The 24,588-nt window shown below is 36.4% G+C and carries 26 protein-coding genes and 1 other RNA gene; 2 read left to right on the plus strand and 25 right to left on the minus strand.

Annotated features, from left to right (window positions below; translation table 11 throughout):
* Nucleotides 1-87 precede the first annotated feature (87 nt).
* The 11 genes from ACODR7_RS07305 to ACODR7_RS07355 form a co-directional block, all read right to left on the minus strand.
* Entirely contained in the window at nucleotides 88-663 is a 576-nt protein-coding gene (locus tag ACODR7_RS07305) for a glutathione peroxidase (RefSeq protein WP_488838423.1), read from the minus strand.
* Between the two features lie 34 nt (nucleotides 664-697).
* Nucleotides 698-1,360, minus strand: a complete 663-nt coding sequence (locus ACODR7_RS07310) for a histidine kinase (protein WP_076594623.1) — start codon at nucleotides 1,358-1,360, stop codon at nucleotides 698-700.
* An 82-nt stretch (nucleotides 1,361-1,442) separates the two neighbouring features.
* The gene (kdsB, locus tag ACODR7_RS07315; RefSeq protein ID WP_488838425.1) at nucleotides 1,443-2,165 is read right to left on the minus strand and encodes a 3-deoxy-manno-octulosonate cytidylyltransferase; all 723 of its coding nucleotides are present in this window, start codon (nucleotides 2,163-2,165) and stop codon (nucleotides 1,443-1,445) included.
* A 139-nt stretch (nucleotides 2,166-2,304) separates the two neighbouring features.
* Nucleotides 2,305-3,291 (minus strand): phosphatase PAP2 family protein, encoded by a 987-nt coding sequence (locus ACODR7_RS07320; protein WP_488838427.1) that lies wholly within the window; start codon nucleotides 3,289-3,291, stop codon nucleotides 2,305-2,307.
* Nucleotides 3,292-3,417: 126 nt separating this feature from the next.
* The gene (locus tag ACODR7_RS07325; RefSeq protein WP_488838429.1) at nucleotides 3,418-4,008 is read right to left on the minus strand and encodes a hypothetical protein; all 591 of its coding nucleotides are present in this window, start codon (nucleotides 4,006-4,008) and stop codon (nucleotides 3,418-3,420) included.
* Nucleotides 4,009-4,128: 120 nt separating this feature from the next.
* Nucleotides 4,129-5,382 carry a pyridoxal phosphate-dependent aminotransferase gene (locus ACODR7_RS07330; protein ID WP_488838430.1) on the minus strand — a complete coding sequence of 418 codons (1,254 nt, stop codon included), beginning with the start codon at nucleotides 5,380-5,382 and terminating at the stop codon, nucleotides 4,129-4,131.
* Nucleotides 5,383-5,459: 77 nt separating this feature from the next.
* On the minus strand, nucleotides 5,460-7,175 hold the full coding sequence (locus ACODR7_RS07335) for a phospho-sugar mutase (RefSeq protein WP_488838432.1): 1,716 nt from the start codon (nucleotides 7,173-7,175) through the stop codon (nucleotides 5,460-5,462).
* Between the two features lie 201 nt (nucleotides 7,176-7,376).
* Nucleotides 7,377-7,733 carry a four helix bundle protein gene (locus ACODR7_RS07340; RefSeq protein ID WP_110366250.1) on the minus strand — a complete coding sequence of 119 codons (357 nt, stop codon included), beginning with the start codon at nucleotides 7,731-7,733 and terminating at the stop codon, nucleotides 7,377-7,379.
* A 191-nt stretch (nucleotides 7,734-7,924) separates the two neighbouring features.
* Entirely contained in the window at nucleotides 7,925-8,626 is a 702-nt protein-coding gene (locus ACODR7_RS07345; protein WP_488838433.1) for a GIN domain-containing protein, read from the minus strand.
* A gap of 434 nt (nucleotides 8,627-9,060) precedes the next feature.
* Nucleotides 9,061-10,011, minus strand: coding sequence for a glycosyltransferase family 2 protein (locus ACODR7_RS07350; RefSeq protein WP_076594614.1), 951 nt, complete (start codon nucleotides 10,009-10,011; stop codon nucleotides 9,061-9,063).
* A gap of 16 nt (nucleotides 10,012-10,027) precedes the next feature.
* Nucleotides 10,028-10,630 (minus strand): DUF4199 domain-containing protein, encoded by a 603-nt coding sequence (locus tag ACODR7_RS07355; protein ID WP_034697710.1) that lies wholly within the window; start codon nucleotides 10,628-10,630, stop codon nucleotides 10,028-10,030.
* A gap of 130 nt (nucleotides 10,631-10,760) precedes the next feature.
* Here ACODR7_RS07355 and ffs point away from each other — a divergent pair.
* An RNA gene (ffs, locus tag ACODR7_RS07360) (signal recognition particle sRNA small type) lies at nucleotides 10,761-10,858 on the plus strand.
* Between the two features lie 117 nt (nucleotides 10,859-10,975).
* On the opposite strand, the gene ACODR7_RS07365 is transcribed toward ffs, so the two are convergent.
* The 7 genes from ACODR7_RS07365 to gyrA all read right to left on the minus strand — a co-directional run bounded on the left by ACODR7_RS07365 (nucleotide 10,976) and on the right by gyrA (nucleotide 18,328).
* Complete coding sequence (locus tag ACODR7_RS07365) at nucleotides 10,976-11,662, minus strand: metal-dependent hydrolase (protein WP_488838434.1); 687 nt, start codon at nucleotides 11,660-11,662, stop codon at nucleotides 10,976-10,978.
* 73 nt (nucleotides 11,663-11,735) lie between these two features.
* Entirely contained in the window at nucleotides 11,736-12,023 is a 288-nt protein-coding gene (locus ACODR7_RS07370; RefSeq protein ID WP_488838435.1) for a hypothetical protein, read from the minus strand.
* A 5-nt stretch (nucleotides 12,024-12,028) separates the two neighbouring features.
* The gene (locus ACODR7_RS07375) at nucleotides 12,029-12,475 is read right to left on the minus strand and encodes an SRPBCC family protein (RefSeq protein ID WP_488838436.1); all 447 of its coding nucleotides are present in this window, start codon (nucleotides 12,473-12,475) and stop codon (nucleotides 12,029-12,031) included.
* A 16-nt stretch (nucleotides 12,476-12,491) separates the two neighbouring features.
* Nucleotides 12,492-13,421 carry a 1,4-dihydroxy-2-naphthoate octaprenyltransferase gene (menA, locus tag ACODR7_RS07380; protein ID WP_076594825.1) on the minus strand — a complete coding sequence of 310 codons (930 nt, stop codon included), beginning with the start codon at nucleotides 13,419-13,421 and terminating at the stop codon, nucleotides 12,492-12,494.
* A gap of 74 nt (nucleotides 13,422-13,495) precedes the next feature.
* The gene (locus tag ACODR7_RS07385) at nucleotides 13,496-14,332 is read right to left on the minus strand and encodes a 1,4-dihydroxy-2-naphthoyl-CoA synthase (RefSeq protein WP_034697698.1); all 837 of its coding nucleotides are present in this window, start codon (nucleotides 14,330-14,332) and stop codon (nucleotides 13,496-13,498) included.
* Nucleotides 14,333-14,664: 332 nt separating this feature from the next.
* Nucleotides 14,665-15,702 (minus strand): tetratricopeptide repeat protein, encoded by a 1,038-nt coding sequence (locus ACODR7_RS07390; RefSeq protein ID WP_488838437.1) that lies wholly within the window; start codon nucleotides 15,700-15,702, stop codon nucleotides 14,665-14,667.
* Between the two features lie 28 nt (nucleotides 15,703-15,730).
* Nucleotides 15,731-18,328, minus strand: a complete 2,598-nt coding sequence (gyrA, locus tag ACODR7_RS07395) for a DNA gyrase subunit A (protein ID WP_488838438.1) — start codon at nucleotides 18,326-18,328, stop codon at nucleotides 15,731-15,733.
* A gap of 149 nt (nucleotides 18,329-18,477) precedes the next feature.
* Here gyrA and ACODR7_RS07400 point away from each other — a divergent pair, with 149 nt between their 5' ends.
* Nucleotides 18,478-18,792, plus strand: a complete 315-nt coding sequence (locus ACODR7_RS07400) for a DUF4286 family protein (RefSeq protein WP_076594824.1) — start codon at nucleotides 18,478-18,480, stop codon at nucleotides 18,790-18,792.
* 43 nt (nucleotides 18,793-18,835) lie between these two features.
* On the opposite strand, the gene ACODR7_RS07405 is transcribed toward ACODR7_RS07400, so the two are convergent.
* The 7 genes from ACODR7_RS07405 to uvrA form a co-directional block, all read right to left on the minus strand.
* The gene (locus ACODR7_RS07405) at nucleotides 18,836-19,057 is read right to left on the minus strand and encodes a hypothetical protein (RefSeq protein ID WP_488838439.1); all 222 of its coding nucleotides are present in this window, start codon (nucleotides 19,055-19,057) and stop codon (nucleotides 18,836-18,838) included.
* A 115-nt stretch (nucleotides 19,058-19,172) separates the two neighbouring features.
* The gene (locus tag ACODR7_RS07410) at nucleotides 19,173-19,352 is read right to left on the minus strand and encodes a quinol oxidase subunit 4 (RefSeq protein ID WP_488838440.1); all 180 of its coding nucleotides are present in this window, start codon (nucleotides 19,350-19,352) and stop codon (nucleotides 19,173-19,175) included.
* Between the two features lie 225 nt (nucleotides 19,353-19,577).
* Nucleotides 19,578-20,069 (minus strand): GNAT family N-acetyltransferase, encoded by a 492-nt coding sequence (locus ACODR7_RS07415; protein WP_488838441.1) that lies wholly within the window; start codon nucleotides 20,067-20,069, stop codon nucleotides 19,578-19,580.
* Between the two features lie 5 nt (nucleotides 20,070-20,074).
* Entirely contained in the window at nucleotides 20,075-20,587 is a 513-nt protein-coding gene (locus tag ACODR7_RS07420) for a DUF421 domain-containing protein (RefSeq protein ID WP_488838442.1), read from the minus strand.
* A 190-nt stretch (nucleotides 20,588-20,777) separates the two neighbouring features.
* Nucleotides 20,778-20,912, minus strand: coding sequence for a bacteriocin-like protein (locus tag ACODR7_RS07425; protein ID WP_488838443.1), 135 nt, complete (start codon nucleotides 20,910-20,912; stop codon nucleotides 20,778-20,780).
* A gap of 114 nt (nucleotides 20,913-21,026) precedes the next feature.
* Nucleotides 21,027-21,431, minus strand: a complete 405-nt coding sequence (locus ACODR7_RS07430; protein WP_488838444.1) for a hypothetical protein — start codon at nucleotides 21,429-21,431, stop codon at nucleotides 21,027-21,029.
* A 319-nt stretch (nucleotides 21,432-21,750) separates the two neighbouring features.
* On the minus strand, nucleotides 21,751-24,582 hold the full coding sequence (gene uvrA / locus ACODR7_RS07435) for an excinuclease ABC subunit UvrA (protein ID WP_488838446.1): 2,832 nt from the start codon (nucleotides 24,580-24,582) through the stop codon (nucleotides 21,751-21,753).
* Between the last annotated feature and the right edge of the window lie 6 nt (nucleotides 24,583-24,588).

Here is a 24,588-nt window from a genome sequence, read left to right on the forward strand (position 1 = left end):
CCGCTCAGCGTGACATTTCTAATACTTTCTGTATTTTCTAAGCTGTCACACTGGGCGGAGTCGAAGTGTTGTTTTTATAACTTTATCTTATTTCAGATACTTTGTAATAGCCTCGTCAGTAGGCTTTGTAGTACTTACAAAAGAATCAATCAGTTTTCCGTTTTCGTCCACCAGGAATTTGGTGAAGTTCCAAAGAATGCTTGTATTTTTTACTCCGTTCAATTCCTTTTCACTAAGGTATTTAAAGATGGGTGCAGTATCATCTCCTTTTACAGAAACTTTAGCGGCCATTGGGAATGTTACTCCATAATTTTTCTGGCAGAAAGCCCCAATTTCGGTGTTGGTTCCAGGTTCCTGTCCACCAAAATTATTAGCGGGAAATCCTATCACAACCAATTTATCTTTATATTGTTCGTACACCTTTTCAAGATCTGCATACTGTGGGGTAAATCCACACTCTGAAGCCGTATTGACAATCAGGATTTTCTTTCCTTTGAAATCTGCGAAATTGATTTCTTTGCCATCAAGACCTTCTACTTTGAAGTCATATATTGTTTTTCCCATAAGTTCTGTGGTTTTAGCTTTAGAAATTTCACTTTTTTGGTTGTTGCAGCTTTGCAGGAATGCCATGAAAGAAAACAGCAGTAAAAAAATCTTTTTCATTTCTTATAATTTTGCGCAGAGAACTGCAGTTGAGTTAAAACTTAAAAATATTAGCGGGGAATACTTTATTGATGTCTACTCTGTTTAATAACATCACATAATCTCCGTCTTTTTTAGCACTTGAAGATTCAATTCTGAAAGGCATGATTATGTTTCCAACTTTTTTAAAATCAGAATAGATCAGCGTTTCATCTTTTTTCACTTCTTTGATCAACATATAAGTTTTTGTATCAAAATAATACATATTCTTATTTACATTTTTGGTAAGTTCTACCTTATGGCAGTAGATCTCTCCTACTTTTTCTTTTCCGAGATATCTGGCATCAAACCCTTTGTTTTCCCAATCAATGAAATCATTATCAAAGCTTTCCGGTACATATTCAGGATATTCCTGAAGCTTGTTGGCTGCATAATTCATGGCATACCCTTTTGTACCATCAAAACCTTCAATTGCGGTTTCTTTTCCACCTGTAGTAATCAATGTCTTAGTAAGATTTGGACGTTGCTGAAAAATTCTGATCGGATATTCATCTTTAATTCCTAATATTACTTTTCCCTGAAGCAATACTGAGTTTAACAATTTCCAATTGGTTAGCCCTCCGGATAATTCAATGTTCTTGTCAATAATTTCCTTTGCGGTCTGTCCGAATATCACATGCGAAAATATCAGTCCAAATACTAATAGTAACTTCTTCATTAATTTTATTTATAAATTCAAATATAGGGGGATTTATGTAAAATTGCAAAAAGGCAAAATGATAAAGGTCAATTTGCTAATTTCAGATCAGTTTCCGGGCTTTTTCAAGATCTTCCGGAGTATCAATACCAACTCCTACGAAATTGGTTTCTATCATTTTGATTTTCATTCCATATTCAAGATAGCGGATGCATTCAATCTTTTCGGATATTTCCAAAGGTTTCATAGCCAGCTTTGAAAACTGTAATAAAGCTTCTTTCCTGAACGCATATACTCCAATATGTTTAAAATAGCTTACATCATAGGAAACTTCTCTGTGGAAAGGAATTACGGAACGGCTAAAATATAAAGCGAAATCATTATTATCAGTAATCACTTTTACATTATTCGGGTTTTCAATTTCTTCTTTTTCATGCAGTTGAATTTTTAAAGAAGCTAAAGATATTTCCTGTTGATTATCATTTTTGAAAACTTCAATCAGCTGCTGTAAAGGTTCGAGCTTAAGGAAAGGTTCATCTCCCTGAACATTGATCACGATGTCACAGTCTATAGTCTGTACTGCTTCAGCAATACGGTCGCTTCCCGTCTCGTGCTGCCCTGTCATCACGGCTTTTCCGTTGTTTTTTACAATTTCATCAAAAATAATTTCTGAGTCTGTGGCGACAAACACTTCATCAAACAGTCCGGTTTCCACTACATTCTGATAGGTAGTGGTAATAACTGTTTTTTCTCCTAAAATCTGCATTAATTTCCCCGGAAAACGGCTTGCTTCGTAACGGGCAGGGATAACAGCGATTATTTTCATTCAATACAATATTAAGTAATTCTTTTAAAATCAGCAGGTTTCATTCCGGTAATTATAAAAATCCGAAAATCCTTTTATCCTGAGATCAAATGTAGTGAAAAGTATCTTATTTACTCAAAAAAACAGAGATTTCAGCAGTTTAAAAAGAGAGTTTTACACCTACCATATTGTATTCCCATTGGCGGGATGCTATAAAGTTGAGATTATACTTTGTCTTTCCGATTGTTCCTTCTGATGATGTGTATCTGCTTTTTGAGATGGTTTTTCCTATAAAATATCCCATTAATAAAGCCAGAGGGTAGTCTGAAGCCCAGTGAACCTTACTCTGCATCATTTGAAAGCATAACGCTCCGGCTAAGGTATATCCTACCGGTTTTATCCATTTTGCATCCGGATAATTGTCTGCAATTACTGTAATCCCAGCCATGAAGGTGGTTAAATGCCCTGATGGCATTGCATCGTAATTCGAAGTATTTTTGCTGAATGCCGAAAAGCTTGGAAACGGGTTCCACGCCCCTCCTTTATGGCCATATTCTTCAGCAATAAAAGGGCTTTCTCTTCCGGTAATTCTTTTAAGGGTTTGGGTAAAAACTCCTGAAAGAATTAAGCTTTCCATTAAACCACTGGCGGTAGCCTGGGCTCTGTAATCATCTTTTATCAGTCCATAGGTTCCGAAACCAATACCTAACAATACTAGTGTAGAACCATTTCCGATCAGGTACAGGGTAGATCCAATGTCTTTAGGAATTTTAAAAACACCTCCCAGTTTGTGATAATTGTTATCCTTATCCATTCCCCATCTTTCTGCCAGTTCTCTTGAATTGTCAATCAGTTTCTGGTCAAATGGTATGAGAATCAACGTCGATGCAACAGCTCCTCCCAGATAGTAAGCGTGGTCTTTTGCTACAAAATCTTTATTGGTATTGATAAAGTTTCTGGGTAATTTGGTTACAAAGTCCAGAAGTTTAGGTTTCGGATACGTTCGGACAGATCCGTCTTTTAAAGTGTAAGTTTGCACTTTTGGAAGCTCAACTTCCTTAGCAAATTCCTGTACCTTCAAAGTATCAACCTCTTGTGAGCATACCAGTATTGAAACTGGCAAGAATAGAAATCTCAGTTTTTTCATCGTGTAATTTTCGACTTATTATATTCAGGTGTGTAAAAACCCCAAAGGTAATTCCTAACTGGGTGTAGAAAAAGTGATTATTCAACTTTTAATATTTATTTAATTTTTTGATCAATAAACGCAGCTTCAATTCAAATATTTGATCATAAAAATAATTCCATACATCCAGGAGATATAGAGAAAAGAATAAATAAGTCCGAATCCAAGACTTTTTAATATATTTCCTTTACATTTCCCTGAATTTTTAAAAACCAATCTGAAGGCTCTGAAAAATATCCAGTATAAAATTGCACCCAGCAAGAATACGGACGACCAAAAGAAAAGTCCGAAAAAATAAGAAAGAAAGATGAGTAGAATGGAAATTACAATCCAAGCAAGAATGGAAAGAATAGTACCTCCTATTCCATCACCTACATCTGGCGGATCAAATTCGAAACCATTAAATTTTGGCGTTTTATCAGCATATCTTTGTATTCTTTCCTTGTTTAAAATATTTCCGATATTATCTTTTAGTTTCAAGCCAGAATACAATCCTACTGTAATAAACAGGAAAAATGCTCCAGCTAAAACAGAGGTTGACAAGATTGAATTCTGAAATAGTGAACGATGATCTGCTTTTCCTGAAAACCAAACACTTAAGATTACTACTGTAATAATCACCAGCGTTGAAAAAAACACATATTTTGTTTCAAGAAAGGATTTCTTCGGAAGTTTCATGGTTTTATAGAATGTGTAAAAAACGTTTCGACTCCGCTCAGCGTGACATTGCTAATACTCATTTTTAGGTTTTAACGATGTCATGCCGGGCAGAGTCGAAGCTTATATTTTATTAGAAAATTACTTTAATTTGTTCAAAGCACTTTCCAGTTTTGGAAGCATTACTTTGATCTCATCTACAGCCAATCCTCCTACAGAAGCACGGAACCAAGGTTCTGTTTTTTCTTCTCCGAAGGCTGAGAACGGTACTAATGCCACTCCTGCTTCATTAATTAAGTAGAAAACCAGATCTGAAGAGTTTTCAATGACTGCTCCGTCTGGTTTTGTTTTTCCGATATAGTCTAATTTAATAGTAAGATAAAGCGCTCCCATTGGTTCAATGCTGTCAACAGCAAGCCCTTTTCCTTTTAAATCCTGAACTCCGTTGTGAAGAACTTTTAAGCTGTTTTCAAGTTTAGCTTTAAAATCATCAACAAAAGTATCTACGTTCTCTGAATTTTCATAGAATTTAGCGGTTGCTTCCTGCTCTGGTTTTGGTGCCCATGCTCCAACGTGTGTAAGAAGCGCTTTCATTTTATCAAGAATATGAGCAGGTCCGAATCCCCATCCTACACGTACTCCGGTTGCTGCAAGGCATTTTGAAATACCGTCGATGTAGATTGTATAATCTTTCATTTCAGGGAAAAGAGAAACCGGATCTACATGTTCAGCACCGAAAGTAAGGCAAGAATAAATCTGGTCATACATTAAGTATAACGGTTTTTCGTCTGCTCCTCTTTTTTTGTTTTCGGCGATCACCAATTCACAGATTTCTGAAAGCTGCTCTCTTGTAAACATGGTTCCTGTAGGGTTCAATGGAGAACATAAAGCTAATAACACAGCTCCATCCAAATGAGGTCTTAAGTCATCAGCAGTCGGAAGGAAATTGGTTTCCGGTTTTGTTTTCACTTCTACAGCATTGGCTGAAGTAAGGTAAGCATAGTGATTGTTGTTCCATGATGGTGTAGGATACACTACCTTATCTCCTTCGTCTACAATGGTTTTGTATACGGCATAGATCAAAGGTCTTGATCCTGCGGTAATCAGAATATTCTCTGGAGAGTAATCAAGATTCCATCTTTTTTTAAGGTCTTTGGAAACTTCTTTTCTTAAAGATAAAAGTCCGTTCGCAGGCGGATAGTTCGTCAGATTATTCTGATATGCTTTCTGAATCTCTTCCTTCAGTAATGCCGGAATAGGATAGATATTAGAATTCAGATCACCAATAGTAAGATTGGCAATTTCCGCTCCTTTTGCTTTTAGATCATTTACTTCGTTACCAATTTTTACAATTTCAGAACCGATCAGGTTCGCTGCTAATTTTGAAACTTTCACTTTTTCTTATTTTAAATTTATATTATCTTTCTCCATGAATCTTCTTGTTTTCATGATCACCTGCTCTTTTCAGAGCATTAATCCAGCTTTAAATCTGTTTTAACGGCTCCGATTTTTGCTTCCAATGATTTTAATTTATCTCTGAAATCTGCTTCTGAAGTAATGGAATCCTTCACTGAAACATAGAACTTGATTTTTGGCTCTGTTCCTGAAGGTCTTACGCATACTTTTGTTCCGTCTTGTGTGTAATAGATCAAAACGTTAGACTTAGGAATATCATTCATTACTTTTTTCTCATTCGTAGAAATGGTAAGGTTTGTCTGTTCTTTAAAGTCTTTCACTTCTTCTACTAATGAACCAGCCAGTTCCTTTGGAGGATTTTCACGGAAATCTTTCATCATATTCTGAATTTCTTCAGCACCTTCTTTTCCTTTTCTTACGATATTGATCAATCCTTCATAATACATTCCAAGATCCTCATAGATCTCAATCATGTACTGATACATTGTTTTTCCGTTGGCTTTGCACCATGCAGCAATTTCGCAGGCTAAAAGAATACTTCCGCAAGAGTCTTTATCACGAACAAAATCTCCGGTCATGAATCCGAAACTTTCCTCACCACCACATACAAATTTCTGTGTTCCTTCTGCTTCACGGATCATTTTTCCGATCCATTTGAATCCGGTAAGACCTACTTTACATTCTACTCCGAATTTCTGGGCAATATCAAAGAAGATATCCGAAGTTACAATCGTAGAACCGATGAACTCTTTTCCGGTAATTCTTCCCTGTTTTCTCCATTCATTCAGGATATAGTAAGTAAGAATGGTATTGGTCTGGTTTCCGTTCAACAGCTGCATTTCACCATCAAGGTTTCTTACCGCAATTCCCAATCTGTCCCCATCCGGGTCTGTACCAATCACGATATCTGCATTCGTAATTCTTGCAAGATCCATTGCCATTTCCAATGCTGCCGGCTCTTCAGGATTTGGAGAATCTACTGTAGGGAAATTTCCGCTTGGTATCATTTGTTCTCTCACAAGATCCACCTTTTTGAATCCTGCTTTTTCAAGGGCTTTAGGAACAGTTGTATAGGTTGTTCCATGGATAGAGGTGAAAACAATATTTAAATTTTCTTTTCCAACATTCTGATAGGTAGAGTTTTCAATACATGCATCAATATATACGTCATCCTGCTCCTCTCCGATCCACTCGATAAGATCATCATTTCCGTTGAATTTAATTTCTTCAAACTTTACAGAATATACTTCATTGATAATGGCTTCATCATTAGGCGGAACAATCTGTGCTCCATCATTCCAGTATACTTTGTAACCGTTGTATTCCGGCGGGTTGTGAGAAGCTGTCAATACAATTCCTCCATTACATTTTTTATCACGAACAGTGAAAGACAATTCCGGAGTCGGTCTGTGATCTTTGAAAAGCAGTACTTTAATTCCGTTAGCCGTCAAAACGTCTGCTACCAGTTTCCCGAATTCTTTTGAGTTATTACGAACATCATAAGCGATGGCCACTTTAATTTCTTCTCCTTTGAACTGCTGTAACATATAGTTGGCCAATCCCTGAGTAGCCTGTCCCAATGTATATTTATTCAAGCGGTTGGTTCCTACTCCCATTATCCCACGCATTCCTCCTGTACCGAATTCCAGTTCTCTGTAGAAAGAATCTTCCAGATCAGGGGAATTGCTGTCGATCAAAGCCTGTACAGCATCTCTCGTTTCTTTATCGAAGGTATCACTTAACCAAAGTTTCGCTTTTTCTAGTGTATTCATATTTATGTCTAAGTTTTTTAAGCTGGAAGTGGGAAGCGGGAGGCTGGAAGTTATATTCTGCCCGGCTTCAAAATTCCGGCTTTGTTTTATTTTTTCTATTTTTTATTTTTCAAATTTGGAAGAAAATTTTCAATCTTGAAAACAATAAGTATGAAAAACCAACATTACTCCCAGCTTCCAGCTTCTCTCTTCCAGCCAAATCTATTCTTTTATCTGATTCCTAAAAGCTATAATCTGGTTCATAAGATTATAGCTTTCAGAATATAGTTTATTAAATTCTTCTTCTATGATATATTCTCTATTTTTAGCTTTATATAAACAGGTTACTGTTTCTGCCAAAGATCGGATTGAATATCCCAAAAATTTTTTAAATTCTAATTTTGACTGCAAAATACATCCCTCAGAAATATTCAGTGCAATCGAATCGCAAGCTCGTCTTATTTGTGAAGTTAAATTAAACATTTCATCTTTTGGAAACTTTTGAGACAATTTAAAAATAGACTCTCCAAAATCCATAGATTTTTGCCAAATTACTAACTTTTCAAATTTAAAACTCATATTTTTTTTAAGCTGGAAGTTGGAAGCGGGAGGCGGGAAGTTATATCCTACCCGGCTTCAAAATTCCGGCTTTGTTTTATTTTTTCTATTTTTTATTTTTCAAATTTGGAAGAAAATTTTCAATCTTGAAAACAAGAAGTATGAAAAACCAACATTACTCCTAGCTTCCAGCTTCCCACTTCCAGCCCAAATTACTCTAATTTCTTATTCTCAACCTTCGTCGTCTTATCAATCTTAAAAGCCCTGATCGGGTCGTTGTAATAGATAAATTTTGCAGTATTCTGAATATGTCCTTCTAACGAATCTTTTACATTGACTTCTGCATAATTTCCGTTTTTAGAATCAATATTCAGATTGGTAATTTTCCAGTAAGGAGCAATTAAACTTGCTGTATCTGAAATCTTTATAACAGCATCTTTAGACAATCCCAGAAAGTTGGCGCGACTTCTGTTGTGCATTTCCAATTCTGCTCTTCTGGTGTTTACAGATCCCATGAAGCTTGCATTGTTTTTCATAGTAAGCCTGAAATTGTCTGTTTTGATCTCACTTGAAATATTCACTTCAACAGAGTCGGAAACTGCTACTTTTTCCAGATTATATTTGGAATAAATTGTCACGTTATAAAAATCCACTCCTTTTGTAGCTCTTTTTTCTTTAATGAAAAGTGTTTTGTCTTTTACATCTACATCAAGATTCCCTGCCACATTGGGATAGGTTTCTATTTCTACAAAATTCTTTGGACCTTTGGCATAAAATACACGGAATTTTCCTTCCAGATCAAGGTTGACGAACTCCGAAACATCCACATCTTTCTTTTCAATATTTCCTTTTGGGGAAACTTTCCCGCAGGAAACCACTACCACCAGCATCAATGTGTATAAAACTTTTTTCATATTTAATTTTAAATATTACATTACAATCGTAACGATCTTTACTGAAAATCTCTGAAAAGTTTTTTCATGGCTCTCACAGGACTTTCAATATTACTTTGAACAAAAATAGGATTAAAATTTCTAAAAATCTTTGTCTTTTGACAATAAAATACCTGATAATTTTCAATTTTCTGGCTTTTGAGAAAAAGTCTGTTTCTGATTCTCTTTTTCTTTTACTTTTTAATCTGATAAGTTCAAAAATACAAAAAGCACTCTGTTTTTTGCAGAGTGCTTTTTGTATTGGGATTGAAGTTATTATTATCCAGCTAACCACCCCGTCAAAAATTCTTTGAATTTTCGCCACCCCTCCAAAGGATGGGAATGGTCATACATCGAATGGTTATTTATACTAACAGATTGATTTTCATTCTGTTTTGAATGAATAACTTTCTGTTTTATATCACTTCATCAATATTATAATTCTTATGCTCACGGTTGGTTCTGATAATCATTTCTCCCAAGAATCCTGCGACAAACAGAAGGCTTCCCATAATCATCATGGTTAAGGCAATATAAAACCAAGGATTATTGGTAATTAAATGTCCGTAGATTCCTCTTGCTACATCAATCAGTTTAGAAATTCCTAACCAAAGTGCTGAAAGAAAACCAACAATGAACATTAAAGTACCAACAGCTCCAAAGAAATGCATGGGTCTTCCTCCGAAACGGCTTACAAACCAAAGCGTTATCAAATCCAGAAATCCTCTGATAAATCTTTCGGTTCCGAATTTTGAAGTTCCGTAAGGTCTTGCCTGGTGCTGAACTTCTTTTTCAGTAATCCTTCTGAAACCTGCATTGGCAGCCAGTACCGGAATATAACGGTGCATATCTCCGTATACATCAACAGATTTTACCACCTGTTTTTTATAAGCTTTCAGACCACAATTGAAATCGTGAAGATAAACTCCCGAAACTTTTCTTGCTGCCGCATTGAATAGTTTTGACGGAATATTTTTCGTCATTACATTATCAAAACGCTTCTTTTTCCAACCGGAAACGATATCATAATTATCATGAATGACCATATTATAGAGTTCCGGAATTTCTTCCGGGAAATCCTGTAAATCGGCATCCATTGTAATCACTACATCACCGTTTGTTCTTTCAAAAGCAGCATGAAGCGCCTGTGATTTTCCATAATTTCTGGAAAATTTAATAGCGTGGATCTGAGGATACTGAACTTTCATATTCTCAATAATACTCCACGACAAATCCGTACTTCCATCGTCTACAAACCAGATCTCATAAGATAAATTGCTGGTTGTGCATACTTTGTCAATTCTTGAAAAAAGCTCTTCCAGAGAGTCTTCTTCGTTCAGTAACGGAATAACTATAGATAAATTCATTTAATTTTAATAAAAATTAGGCTTGATTTGTTTCTTCGGGCTGATGTATCGTTCTTGTTCTGAAAAACGCTCCGAAAAACACCGACAAAACTACGTAAAATATAAGAATTGCTGCAAAATATCCTGAAAAATGACTTGCGGTAAGCATATCTTTTCCTTTAACCGCCTCAGGAGTGAAGCTTTGCAATCTTTCTTTGTATTTCTGATCAAGTTCATCAATATCCTTCTGATGCTTCAGAATTTTTCTTGCAGAAGTGTATTCTGTATCCAGTTCTGATTTTTGTCTCTGAACATATTGATAATTCAACAGGCTTTTAGCTGCAGGATCTACAAAAGTTAAAAAAGCATAAATACTGAAGATGGAAAGAATTCCTCCGATGAACATCGGAACGAAAGCTCTTTTAAAAGCTTCTTTGAATTTTACCACTCTATGGTTGTTCCAAAATGATTTTACCGACCAGAAAGCAACTCCGGCATATAAAAGAGGTAAAACAAAAGCATTGGCTTTCAAAGAGATATCAAAATAATTGATTCCTGAGAAAAAAGTATATACTACAAAGAAAACGATCATTGTAGCGATAAAAAGTATAATTCCTAGTGTTGATGGACTTTTCGTCATATGTAAATTTTTAAAAAAAGTTGAAAAATTTTCCCTCTAAATGTCAGGCGTTTAGCTTTACCACTGCATTTTTTCAACTAATTTTCTTTAATAAAGTTTTGAAGTTTATAAAATATTCCTACCTTTGCAACGGCAAGTCCTAAACAACCAGCTCCTGAGAATCCTCCAGGGTGGGAACGCAGCAAAGGTAATCGGTCGTAGCGGTGTGATTTAGGTAGCTTGCCATTTTTTTTTGGTTTAAAGTAAGAAGAGAGGTAATTTGATAATTATCTTTTTTTGTTTTTAATACCTTACACATCATTTTCATTTTTCTAATTTTCAGATTACCTCCGGTTCAGTTATTGATTAAAATTCGAAAGTCTCACCTAATTTTGGTAAAACCAATTCTACATTTTTATCTGCAAAATGCTTTAATGCACTTTCATGGTTAATTTCAATAGCAGGGAAAGTATCAAAATGACATCCGATTACTTTCGGTGTTTTTAATAGCTCTGCCGCTGCAAAAGAAGCTTTTCTAGGGCACATCGTGTAGTGGCTTCCGATGGGAAGGATAGAAAGGTCAATGTTTCCGTATAGTCTCGGGAACAGTTCCATATCTGCCATTACTCCAGTATCACCTGCCAAATAGATGTTTTTACCTTCAGGAAGTCTGAAGATATACCCTACAGGAACACCTCCGTAGCTTCCATCCGGGAAAGAACTTGTATGATGAGCCGGAACCATGGAAATTTTAAGATCGTCGATTTTTGCCGACCCTCCTAAGTTCACATCATCTTTATTTTTTGCCTGCTGGAAGTAACCGCATACTTCAGGAACTCCAATGATGGTAGCTTCCGGATAATGCTGCAACACCTCTGCTACATCGGCAATATGATCACCATGCGCATGGGTCAGCAGGATGTAATCGATTTTTTGAGCAGCAATATCAAAACCTGATTCTGCTTTCTTGTAGTTGTAAAAAGGGTCGCTCAGAATTGTTTTGTCCTTGTACATGAACAGGAAACAATTTTGCCCTAAGAATTGTATTTTCATTTTAAATTTAATTTTAAAATTTTTGAAAAAAAAATGATTCATCAACCTAAGTGAAAGAAACATCTTTTTTAATCTAAGAACACCCCATTGGGGGTTTTAAAAAAAACTCATATACCAACAGACATGTTGGTATTATTATTAAAATCTGGAGAACCAATAGCGGTTTCATTGCTTGCAATTTACCGATTAACACATAAAAAGCTAAGACAGCATTAGAAATGATAATCAAAGTAATCAGGGCGGGAATAAAATCAATTTCAAAAACGGACATTCCCCCCCTTAGCTCATCAATCAAATAATAGATAAACAGTACAGCTAAAACAATCGACAGAGAAGAAGTTATCTTTAAAGCAGTCTTCATGATTTTTATTTCTGCGGGAATTTATCTTCAATTAAGTTGAGATTAATTCCATGTTCCAGATAAGCTTTACAACCGTCTAGAACTGTTGTAAAACCTCCCGTATTGTCATTAATTACTTTTAGCAGATCTTCACCAGTCTGGCTGAATCCATAGCTTTTAATGATCACAAGAGTTCCTTTTTCCATGGTTTTGAATTCATAGTCTACATTTGTTGAAGGTTCTCCCCACTCTGTTCTGATGAGCTGGTTCAGAATTATCTGACGAATTTTCACTTCGGATTTTACTCCGTACATTTCCCATTCCCAGATAACAGTTTTGCCTTCTTCCAGCTTTCCGGTAGATTTTGTAAACCAGAAATTGGTAGTTACTTCCGGATTGATAAATGCTTCAAAAACATCTTCAACCGGTTTTCTGATAAGCATTTGAGCTTCAACATAGATAGTAGAACTCATGATATACTATTTTGGATTAGTTAAACAAATTAAGTCCGGCTGCCGTTAGAATTGCCATTACAAATGTCATGATTCCTACCTGCTTTAAATATTGATCCAGTTCTTTCGGTTCTTTTACAGATAGAATCTTTCTTCTTAGCTTTGATAGTGGAAATAACAGAATCATGACGATGAAAACGTAATAGTTTTGCTGCTGCATAAATCCATTCATTCCTAAAAACACAAGAATAAGCAATAATGGAAGCTGCAACAGAACCATTTCATAGATCATTGCATTTTTGAATCCGATCCTCAATGCAAAGCTGTTTTTTCCAGATAATCTATCACTTTCGATATCTCTCATATTGTTCAGGTTAAGAACAGCCATACTCATCATTCCAACAGCTGTTCCGGGCAACAATATATCCCAGCTGAAAGTTTTCGTAAATAAGAAATAGCTTCCGCATACAGAAACCAGTCCAAAGAAGATAAACACAAAGATATCCCCCAACCCCAGATAACCATAAGGTTTTTTACCTACTGTATATCCAATGGCTGCAAGGATACTTGCTACTCCTAATCCTATGAAGATATAGAATTCATTCATATAGTTTGGAATGAAAGCTACATACAATAAAGCGATGGTAGCAATGAGAGATAAAGCAGCGAAAATAATCACAGCATTTTTCATCTGTTTTGCCGTAATTTTCCCTGATGCTACAGCTCTTGCTTCTGCTTCATTGATTCTTTTGGCATCTGTTCCTTTTACTCCATCACCGTAATCATTGGCATAGTTTGATAAAATCTGGTATAAAAGCGTCACCAAAAGGGCAAGCGCAAAAATCTTCCAATCCCAGGTTCCGCCTTCTCCGTAAAGTCTCCATTTTGCAATGAAAGACCCCATAATAATCCCGCTTAAGGAAAGCGGTAAAGTTCTTAGCCTTGCGGCCTTTATCCAATCCGTCATAAATTTATAAGTAATAGGCAATGGTTAATAAGTAATGAAGAATATTGCTCATTACTTATTACTCATCACTCATGTTATGATATCCATTGATCTTCTCCGAAGTTGGGCTTTCTTTTTTCAAGAAAAGCATTTCTTCCTTCCTGAGCTTCTTCTGTCATATAAGCAAGACGGGTTGCTTCTCCTGCGAAAACCTGCTGCCCCACCATACCATCGTCTGTAAGGTTCATGGCAAATTTCAGCATTCTGATAGAAGTTGGCGATTTGGCTAATATTTCCTGTGCCCATTCGTAAGCAGTATCTTCCAATTCCGCATGAGGAACTACTTTATTCACCATTCCCATTTCGAAAGCTTCCTGAGCGGAATAATTTCTTCCTAAAAAGAAGATTTCACGGGCTTTTTTCTGTCCTACCATCTTAGCAAGATAAGCAGAACCGTAACCGCCGTCAAAACTAGTAACATCGGCATCTGTCTGTTTGAAGATAGCATGTTCTTCACTTGCTAAAGTAAGGTCACATACTACGTGAAGAGAGTGTCCTCCACCAACTGCCCATCCGGGAACAACAGCGATCACCACTTTCGGCATAAAACGGATCAGACGCTGAACTTCAAGAATGTTCAGACGATGTCTTCCATCTTCTCCTACATATCCCTGGTGCCCTCTGGCTTTCTGATCTCCTCCGCTGCAAAATGCCCATCCTCCGTCTTTTGGACTTGGTCCTTCTCCTGACAGCAATACAACCCCTATTGAAGGATCTTCATAGGCATCATAAAAAGCATCATATAATTCTGAAGTTGTTTTAGGTCTGAAAGCATTACGTACTTCAGGTCTGTTGAAAGCAATTCTTGCTACTCCGTTAGATTTTTTATAGGTAATATCTTCGTATTCCTTGGCGGTTTTCCACTCGATCATCTTATAAAAATTTTTCTCAAAGATACGGAATTACAGAGAAATTTTCAGGTTGAAATTGAAGGTTCATCTCTATAAAAAAAGAAATTTTGAATGCATGAATCCGGCATGAAAAATTTTCAACAGAAACTGCATATTAGGGCCGGTAATAAATCAAACCTAACAGGTTTTAAAAACCTGTTAGGTTTACAGATTTAATTCAAAATCATAAAAGGTCTGCAAGACTTCTATATGAAACATAAAATCCTGATAAGAACTTCAGTACTTTGTGTTTACAATAAAAAAAACGGAACATTTCTGTTCCGTTTTTTTTTATCTGTTGTGTCAAAAAATGATTATTTTGCTCCAGCAGCTGTAAGTTCAGCTTCTTTAGCTTTCATTTCTTTAACTTTATCCATGTTTTTAGTTACAATGTAAATTTCTTTTAACGCAGTAACCGCATCAAGACTCTTTGGATTTGCTTTATACCATCCTTCAGCAAATGGTAATGCTTTTCCGAATCTTTCTCTTCTTGCATCAATCAGCTTAGAAGCTTCATCTGGCTTGTCTTTTCTTAATGCATTGATCTCTCCTACTACTTTAGCATCATCACCAATAGTAGTATATACTAAATTCTGATAGGCATCAGAGAAATCGGGCTTCAGCTCAATAGCTTTTTTGAATGCTTCCAAAGCATCATTAACAGTAGCCGGGTTTTTAGCCTGCATTACCCCAAGGTTATACCAGTTGGTAGCATCGTTAGGGTTTTTAGCCAACTGCTCTTTTAATCCGGAAACGAACTTATCTGTATTTCCAGACTGAAGATATGCTGTAGTCTGAGCTTCTTTAAGCTTAGCATTGTTTGGAAACTTAACCAAACCTTTTTCGATAATAGTAAGAGCTTCGGTTGGTTTTTTTGCATTCAAAAGTAATGAAGACAAAGTTTCATACAAATCAGATTCTATACTTTTAGTCTGTTCTGTTTTGAAATCACTATAATCCGGGTTCTTTTTCATTAGTTCCCAGGTAGCTTTATCAAGATTTACCACCTGACCACTTTTCTTTTCTTTTGCAGTATAAGTAGTTTCTACTCCTGTAAAACCGGAATTGATAAGGTCTGTATATATTTTGATAGACTGATCAGTGTTATTAGCTAACGCATGACTAAGCCCTGCATAATACATGTATATTTTATTGTCCTGACCGCTAGATTTTAATAAGTCATAAACTTCAATAAACTTAGGTGCTGCTGCTGCATAATTTTTTGCATTATATGCGTCCATAGCCACTTTATTAGCTTCCTGAAGCTGAGCATTCAGAGCATTGGCATCTTTTTTCTGCCCAAAAGCAAAAGCAGACGCCACGATAGCCATTCCTAAAATTAGTTTCTTCATAATAACTATTTATATTTAATTGTACAATTTATTCTTCAGAATCAGAATTCTCATTTTCCTCTGCGGAATTTTCATTTTCAGCCTGAGGTGCCTCGTCGTTTTCCTGGTTATCAAATAGCGATCCTACAACTCCTTCTTCTGTTTCTTCAAGTTCTTCAGAATCTTCTTCTACATCTTTATCCATTTCTACTTTTGCAATGGCTGCAATTTCGTCATTTTTTTTCAGGTTGATCAGTTTTACTCCCTGAGTATTTCTACCCATTACTCTCATTTCATCCATTCCCATTCTTATGGCAACACCGGATTTGTTGATGATCATCAATCCGTCTTCGTCTGTTACGTTCTGAATAGCAATAAGATTTCCTGTTTTTTCGGTAATATTAAGAGTAATAACTCCTTTTCCTCCTCTGTTGGTAATTCTGTAGTCTTCCACCGCAGTTCTCTTACCATATCCTTTTTCAGATACCACAAGTACTGTTTCGTTTTCCACATCATTCACAACAATCATACCAATAGCTTCGTCACCATCTTCAAGCAGGATTCCTCTCACCCCGATAGATCCTCTACCAACTTCTCTTACTTTCTCTTCAGGGAAACGGATACATTTACCATTTTTAGTAGCAATCATGATCTGAGATGTTCCATTGGTAAGATAAGCTCCTAATAACTGGTCATTATCTCTGATCTCGATAGCATTTACTCCATTTACTCTTGGTCTTGAATAGGCTTCTAATGATGTTTTCTTGATGGTTCCGTTTTTAGTTACCATCACAACACTCATTTGATTTACATATTCGGAATCCTTAAGGTTGTTGGTTCTGATATATGCCTTGATCTTATCATCCGGTTCAATATTGATAAGGTTTTGTACCGCTCTTCCTTTTGCCGTTTTGGAGCCTTCCGGAATTTCAAATACTCTTAGCCAGTAACATCTTCCTTTTTCGGTAAAGAACAGCATGTACTGGTGGTTGGTTGCTGAAACAATATACTCAAGGAAGTCGGAATCCCTTGTTGTTGCAGCTTTATTACCTACACCACCTCTACTTTGAATTTTGTATTCTGAAAGCGAAGTTCTCTTGATGTATCCTGCGTGAGAGATGGTAAGAACTACAGATTCATTCGGGATGATATCTTCAATAGACATCTCTCCTCCTGAATAATCAATTTCAGTTCTTCTTTCGTCTCCGTATTTTTCTTTGATTTCTATCAGTTCATCTTTGATGATCTGGAATCTTCTTGGCTCATTCGCTAAGATATCTTCCAAATTTGCAATTTCTTTCATGATTGCATCATATTCATCACGGATTTTATCAAGCTCCATTCCTGTAAGACGAGCTAACCTAAGATCCAGAATTGCCTGAGCCTGAATGTCTGAAAGTTCAAAAGCCTCAATCAAGCCTTCTTTCGCCGCCTGAGGGTTGGCACTGTGACGGATAATAGAGATTGCTCTATCCAGGGAATCCTGAGTTCCGATCACTTTCATGAATCCTTCAAGGATGTGTGCTCTTTCCTTTGCTTTTTTAAGCTCAAACTGAGTTCTTCTTACAATGACCTCATGTCTGTGCTCTACAAAGTGATGAATAATATCTTTAAGGTTTAGCTGCTCCGGTCTTCCGTGTACCAATGCAATATTGTTTACACTGAAAGAGGTCTGAAGTGCTGTATATTTATATAATAGGTTAAGAACTACATTCGGAATAGCATCGTTTTTCAATTCGTAAACAATACGAAGTCCTTTTCTATCCGATTCGTCTCTGATTTCATGAATTCCAGGGATTTTTTCGTCCTTAACAAGCTCTGCTGTTCTGGCGATCATTTCAGCTTTGTTTACCTGATAAGGGATTTCAGTAACGATGATTGCGTTTCTGTTCCCAATTTCGTCAAAGTTCACCTTAGCTCTTAAAACCACTCTACCTCTACCTGTATGGAAAGCATCTCTTACTCCATCATATCCATAGATGATACCACCTGTAGGGAAATCCGGTGCAATGATGTGCTGCATCAGTTCGTCAATCGTAATTTCTTTATTATCAATGTAAGCACAGATTGCATCTACAGATTCTGAAAGGTTATGAGGCGCCATATTCGTTGCCATACCTACTGCAATACCTGAAGTACCATTGACCAAAAGGTTCGGAACTTTAGTTGGCATTACTGTCGGCTCCTGTAAACTGTCATCAAAGTTATTCTGAAAATCAACTGTTTCTTTATCCAGGTCTGAAAGAACCTCATCAGAGATTTTTTTCAATCTTGCCTCGGTGTAACGCATTGCTGCAGGCGGGTCACCATCCATAGAACCGAAGTTACCCTGCCCGTCTACCTGAGGATAACGTAAGCTCCAATCCTGTGCCATTCTTACCATAGCATCATATACAGAGGAATCTCCGTGCGGGTGATATTTACCTAATACATCTCCAACAATTCTCGCAGATTTCAAATATTTTCTGTTAGAAAATACCCCTAGTCCATACATACCATAAAGTACCCTTCTATGAACGGGTTTCAAGCCGTCTCTTACATCCGGCAACGCTCTTGAAACGATAACGGACATCGAATAATCGATATAAGACGACTTCATTTCATCAACAATGTTGATAGGAATCAGTCTTTCTCCTTCTTTTTGCATAAACAAATTTTATTGTAATGATATTCAAACTCTTAGCTGTAGGTTTGAAAATTATTTATTTCCAATTTTTATTAACGGGCTAATTTACGAAAAAAATGCCGATTTTTGCGGTAGAATTTATCCAAAAAATCTTAAAAATTCATAAAAAAATGAGCGTATTAAGTTTAACTTTCCACTGCACAAAAGATAACCTGGAAGAATGGGAAAATTATATTGATGAAACACTGGTTTTGATGACTGAAAACCTGATGGATGTCAACAAATATATTCTTTCCGAAGTTCACAGTGACTTTATCGAGGAAGGCAAAAATTATAATCTCCTGTTAATTTTTGATAATGAAGAATTACGTGAAGACTTCATTAAAAGTGAACTTTTAAATATTTCTGAAAGAATTGAGAAAAAGTTTGGACAGGAAGTTATGGTTTTTAATACTTTTCTTAATCCCAAAAAATCGAGATTATAACTGATCATAAAAAAGCACTGAAAAAATTTCAGTGCTTTTCTTTTTATCTGTGATGTCCATGGCCGCGACCTTTGTGATGATGACCACGATCGTCATAAATATGGACTTTCTTTACCTGGCCGGGTGCATAGTACCTTGCACTTCCGCCATAATACCTTTTGGCATGGCCCGGAGGCATTCTTCTTCCATGATGCTCATGTACAACACAAGAAGACAGCATTAATACGACTACAGCTACCCCAGCCATTTTCAACATACTTTTCATTATTTTCACTTTTTCAATTTCGATAGCGAAATATATCAATGTTAATGCCAAAAGAAATTGAAATTAAGCTAACACATGTTAAAAATGACTATTGTTTTTTTTATTTTGGATATTGTTAATTACCACTTCTTTTTTTCACCTGTCCCGGAGCATAGTCTTTTGCACTTCCTCCAAACACTTTCTTAGCCTGACCTGGAGGGATTGTATTTCCTCTCGCTCCATTGTCATGAACTACACATGATGACAGCATAAGCATCACCACAAGAACTCCGGTAATTTTAATTATATTTTTCATTATTTCTACTTTTTCAACTTTACTTATTATAACAATGGTAATGCCAAAAGTTCAAAATTCAAGGTTTAAGGTTTAAATATAAAGCCTTTTATTGTCAATGGTCAATTTTGCTTCGCAGGTCAATTGTGAATTTTGTTATGGAAATTAGTGTGCTTATCAAACAAATTCATCATTCATCATTCATCATTCATCATTCATCATTCATCATTCATCATTTATAATTTTTTAAATGACTTCGCTTCTTTTTTCCATCAGGATAAGATCTTTCCACTCTCCGTTCAGCTTTCCGATTTTTTTTCGGACACCTACCATTCTGAAACCGTTTTTCTGATGAGATTTAATGGCCATTTCATTTTCGGAGAAGATGTTGGTCTGTAATGTCCAGAATCCGTGATCTTCGCTATCCAAAATTATCTTTTTAAGCAATACGGAACCCAATCCCTTTCCTTGATATTCATTATCAAAATAAATGCTTACTTCTGCGACCCCTTTAAAACATTCCCGTTTGCTGACTGGTTTCAGGGCACACCATCCTATTACTTCATTATTGTCATTTTCCAGCACCCAACGGCAGTCGTTAAAATATTCCATGCTCCAGGCTTCAGCTGTAGGGACTTCTGTTTCCAAAGTTGCGATACCGCCGTCTACTCCCTGCTTAAAAATCTCAAGAACTCTGGGCTCATCACTGGGAAGCATTTCTCTAAGTTCGTAATTCATCTTATTTAATGGTATTTTCTTTTAATTTTTCTTTTAATTCTTGAATAGTGAGTCTGTTTACTCTTTTCATCCTGAGAAACAACACTGATATTTCCATCCACTTCAAGAACGGAAAGTTTTACATCATCTATTTTTTCAATTCCGTGTTCTCTTATAGCTTCTTCCAATTCGCTTTCGGTGATTTTTACCCGATTCAGGGCTGCCTGATCAGCTACTCCATCTCTGATCAAAATAACCGGCTCATCTTCCATAAGAGTCTGAAAGGAGCGGCTGGAAAACATGATCCTTTTCAAAATAAAATTAGCAACAAACAAAACCAATGCCGCAATAATTCCGCCCTGAAGAGAGGTATCAGGACCTACCATTGCGTTTTGAACAGCATTTGAAATTAACAGCAGTAATACAACATCCCCTGCATTAAGCTGGGAAAGCTGATTTTTACCAAATAAACGGATAGCAATTACCATAAAAAGGTAAACACAGAGGGAACGGACGGCAACGTTAAGAATAGGATCCACAATTTTTTTATCTACTCAAATGTATCGATTTTTGTGATTGGTAAAAAATATTTTATGGACAGATAAAGGATGGAGAGTAGATAATGTTACTTTTGATCCCATAGGAAATTCTAAAGATCTTAAAGCCAGATTAACAGAATTTGTTCAAAGTGCAAAATAAGAAAAGCCGCTGATAAAAGCGGCTTTATTTTTAAGGGCACTGAACGATTGGAATTTCGCTGCAAATTACTTTATTCGCCCATTCGCAAAATGTACAGTATTTTACAGGTTCTCCTCCATTCACTGACTTCAAATCTGACTTTGTCAGCTTCTTTAAATTTTTCATATCGTTTTAATTTTATGGTAGCCCAAAATTAAAATCTTATATTCTATTGTTTATTATAACTTCATGTGATAAGTTTTCATTATTCACACATTATTGAATAATATGCAGTAAATACTATCTGTTATGGATCTCTACTGTCACCGGCATTACGTAAGTATAGGCAACCATATTATCAGTCAGTTTTTTGCGGTCTACCTTGTAATCAAGATCACTTAATACCGTTTCAATTTCTTTGCTTACGGTTTTGCAATCTCCGCTGGAATGAACATTTACAATTTTCCCGTTTTTTGCAATATCAAATTTTACCACGGAATTTACGGTTCCCTGTTTGTAATCAGGGTTGGTAAGGTCAAAATTGGCTTCCAGTTTATTTCTGATATCGTTAAACGTTTCACTTTTGTTCAACTGAATTTCCTGAATGGTATTATGATCTGTAGTTTGAGCTTTAGCAGTGTTCAAAACAGCAGCAAATCCGCAAACGAAAAGTGAGGCGATCAATATTTGAATTTTATTTTTCATAACTATTTGGTTTTAAATATTATACTAACCTTATTTTGTATCTCTTACCCAAAGTTATTAAAAATAATTCATATTAATTTTACATTCAGTTAACATTGAGTTAACATTAAAATATAAAATACTGAATATCAGTGTAATAAATTTTAAAAATAATTGAAAATTTAATATTGGAGGGTTATTTTAAGCATAAAAAAAGGCTAAACATGATGAGTTTAGCCAATTATTATCTCGATTTTTATATTAAGCGTTGATCAATATTATAACGTAAATTATTTAGATTCCTTCAGAGTGACAAAATACCGCATAATTTTATGAATACTTATTCCAGTTCCCTCTTCAAAAACTTCCCGGTCAAGCTTTTCTTAGACTTCACAATTTCCTCAGGAGTTCCCTGTGCTACGATCTGTCCGCCGTGTTTTCCTCCTTCCGGACCAACGTCGATGATATGGTCTGCTAATTTGATGACATCCATATTATGTTCGATGATGATGAAAGAGTTTCCAAGCTCTACCAGTTGGTTGATAGCATCCATCAGGATTTTTACGTCTTCAAAATGAAGTCCTGTAGTTGGTTCGTCAAGGATATAAAGGGTGTTTCCGGTTTGTCTTTTCGCCAGTTCGGTTGCTAACTTGATACGTTGCGCTTCACCTCCGGAAAGAGTCGTCGATTGTTGTCCAAGGGTAATATATCCCAAACCTACATCCTGTAATGTTTTTACTTTTGCAAAAATCTTAGGAATCGGCTGGAAGAAATCTACGGCTTCATCAATCGTCATATCTAGGACGTCAGAAATTGATTTTCCTTTGTAACGAACTTCCAGGGTTTCTCTGTTGAAACGTTTTCCGTTGCATGTTTCGCAGTGTACGTATACATCCGGAAGGAAATTCATTTCGATTACTTTCAATCCTCCACCCTGACAGGTTTCGCATCTTCCACCTTTTACGTTGAAAGAGAATCTTCCAGGCTTATACCCACGGATTTTACTTTCCGGCAGCTCTGCAAAAAGGTTTCTGATATCGGTAAACATTCCGGTATACGTAGCAGGATTTGAACGTGGCGTTCTTCCGATTGGAGTCTGATCTACGTCCACAATTTTATCAATATTCTCTAACCCTTCAATCTTTTTGTATGGTAACGGTTCCTGAACCGCTCTGTAGAAGTGTTTGTTTAGGATTGGATATAATGTTCCGTTAATCAGGGAAGATTTTCCGCTTCCTGAGATTCCGGTTACTACTACCAGTTTTCCAAGAGGAATATCCAGCGTTACATTTTTAAGATTGTTTCCTGTAGCTCCTTTTAAAACAATATTTTTACCGCTTCCTGCTCTTCTTTCTTCAGGAATTGCAATTTTTCTTTTCCCATTGATGTATTGAGCAGTGATGGTATCTGCTTTCAACAGGTCTTTTGGTTTTCCCTGCCAAAGGACTTCTCCACCGAATTTTCCGGCTCTTGGACCAATATCCAATACCTCATCGGCTTCAAGAATCATGTCTTTATCGTGTTCTACCACCAATACAGAGTTTCCGATGTCTCTGAGATTTTTCAGGGAATGAATCAGTCTTTCGTTATCTCTCTGGTGAAGCCCGATACTTGGTTCATCAAGGATATACAATACATTGACCAATTGAGATCCGATCTGCGTTGCCAGACGAATTCTCTGTGATTCTCCTCCCGAAAGGGTTTTTGAGCTTCTGCTCAGACTCAAATAATCCAACCCTACATCCAGCAGGAACTGAAGTCTGGTTTCAATTTCTTTTAAGATCTCGTGAGCAATAATCTTATTTTTTTCTGAGAATTTATCTTTAACATCAGCTAACCAGTCTTTTAAATCGGCTAAGCTTAAACCATTAACCTCAGCAATGTTCTTTCCGTCAATTTTAAAACTTAAGCTTGATGGCTGAAGACGGGTTCCATGACATTCCGGGCAGGTTTCTTCCGTTGTGAAATGTCTTTCCAACAAAACAGCTTCATACGAGTCTCTATCATCAATAATCTCCTCCATGAAAGCAATAAGACCATCGAAACCAATTTTTATTTTCTTGGTAATTCCTGCGTATTTGAGGTCTTTATTGAATTCTTTATGACATCCGTTGTAGATATAATCCAGTGCTTCTTCCGGAATATCCTGCAAAGGAGTTGTTAATCCCAATCCAAAGATCTCAAGGATATTTTTAATTTGCGACAGAATCCATTTGTTGGATTTAATATCTTCCAACGGCAATAATCCTCCCTGATTGATGGATAGTTTAGGATTATCGATGAAATAATCGGTATTGATCTTTTTAATAGTTCCAAGCCCTTTACAATTCGGGCAGCTTCCTTTTGGAGAGTTGAATGAGAAAGTATTGGGTTCAGGCAGCGCCAGAGAATGTCCTGTTTCAGCATCCATCAGGTTTTTGGAAAAATATTCAATGTCCGTACTCCCCAGTTTCTGAATTCCGATAATACCTTCGCCCATTTCCATCGCGGTGCGCAATGATTTCTCCATTCTTCCTTCTGAAGCATTCTCCCCGATGATCCAACGGTCGATAACGATGTCAATATCGTGGGTTTTATAACGGTCAAGTTTTAAATCATATTCAATATCCTGCAGTTCACCATCAATTCTTGCCTGTCCGTAGCCTTTTTTAGCCATCTGTACAAAAAGCTCATGATAATGTCCTTTTCTGGAACGCACCACTGGTGCCAAAAGCATGATCTTCTCTTTTTTATAATTTTCTTTGATGGTTTCAAGGATCTGATCTTCGGTATAGCTTACCAGCTTCTGTCCTGTAGACAAAGAGTAAGCATCCGAAACTCTTGCATATAAAAGACGCAGAAAGTCGTACAACTCGGTAACTGTACCCACAGTAGAACGTGGATTTTTATTGGTTGTTTTCTGCTCAATAGCAATCACCGGAGAAAGTCCTTCAATTTTATCTACATCCGGACGCTCCAGTCCGCCTAAAAACTGACGGGCATAGGCAGAGAATGTTTCAATATAACGGCGCTGGCCTTCTGCAAAAATAGTATCGAAAGCCAATGACGATTTTCCACTTCCGGAAAGGCCTGTAATAACGACCAATTCGTTGCGTGGAATTTTAACATTAATATTTTTAAGGTTGTGTTCACGGGCTCCGTAAACTTCTATATATTCTGTTGATTTACTCATAATTTG

The organism is Chryseobacterium sp. FG46 (assembly GCF_057809135.1).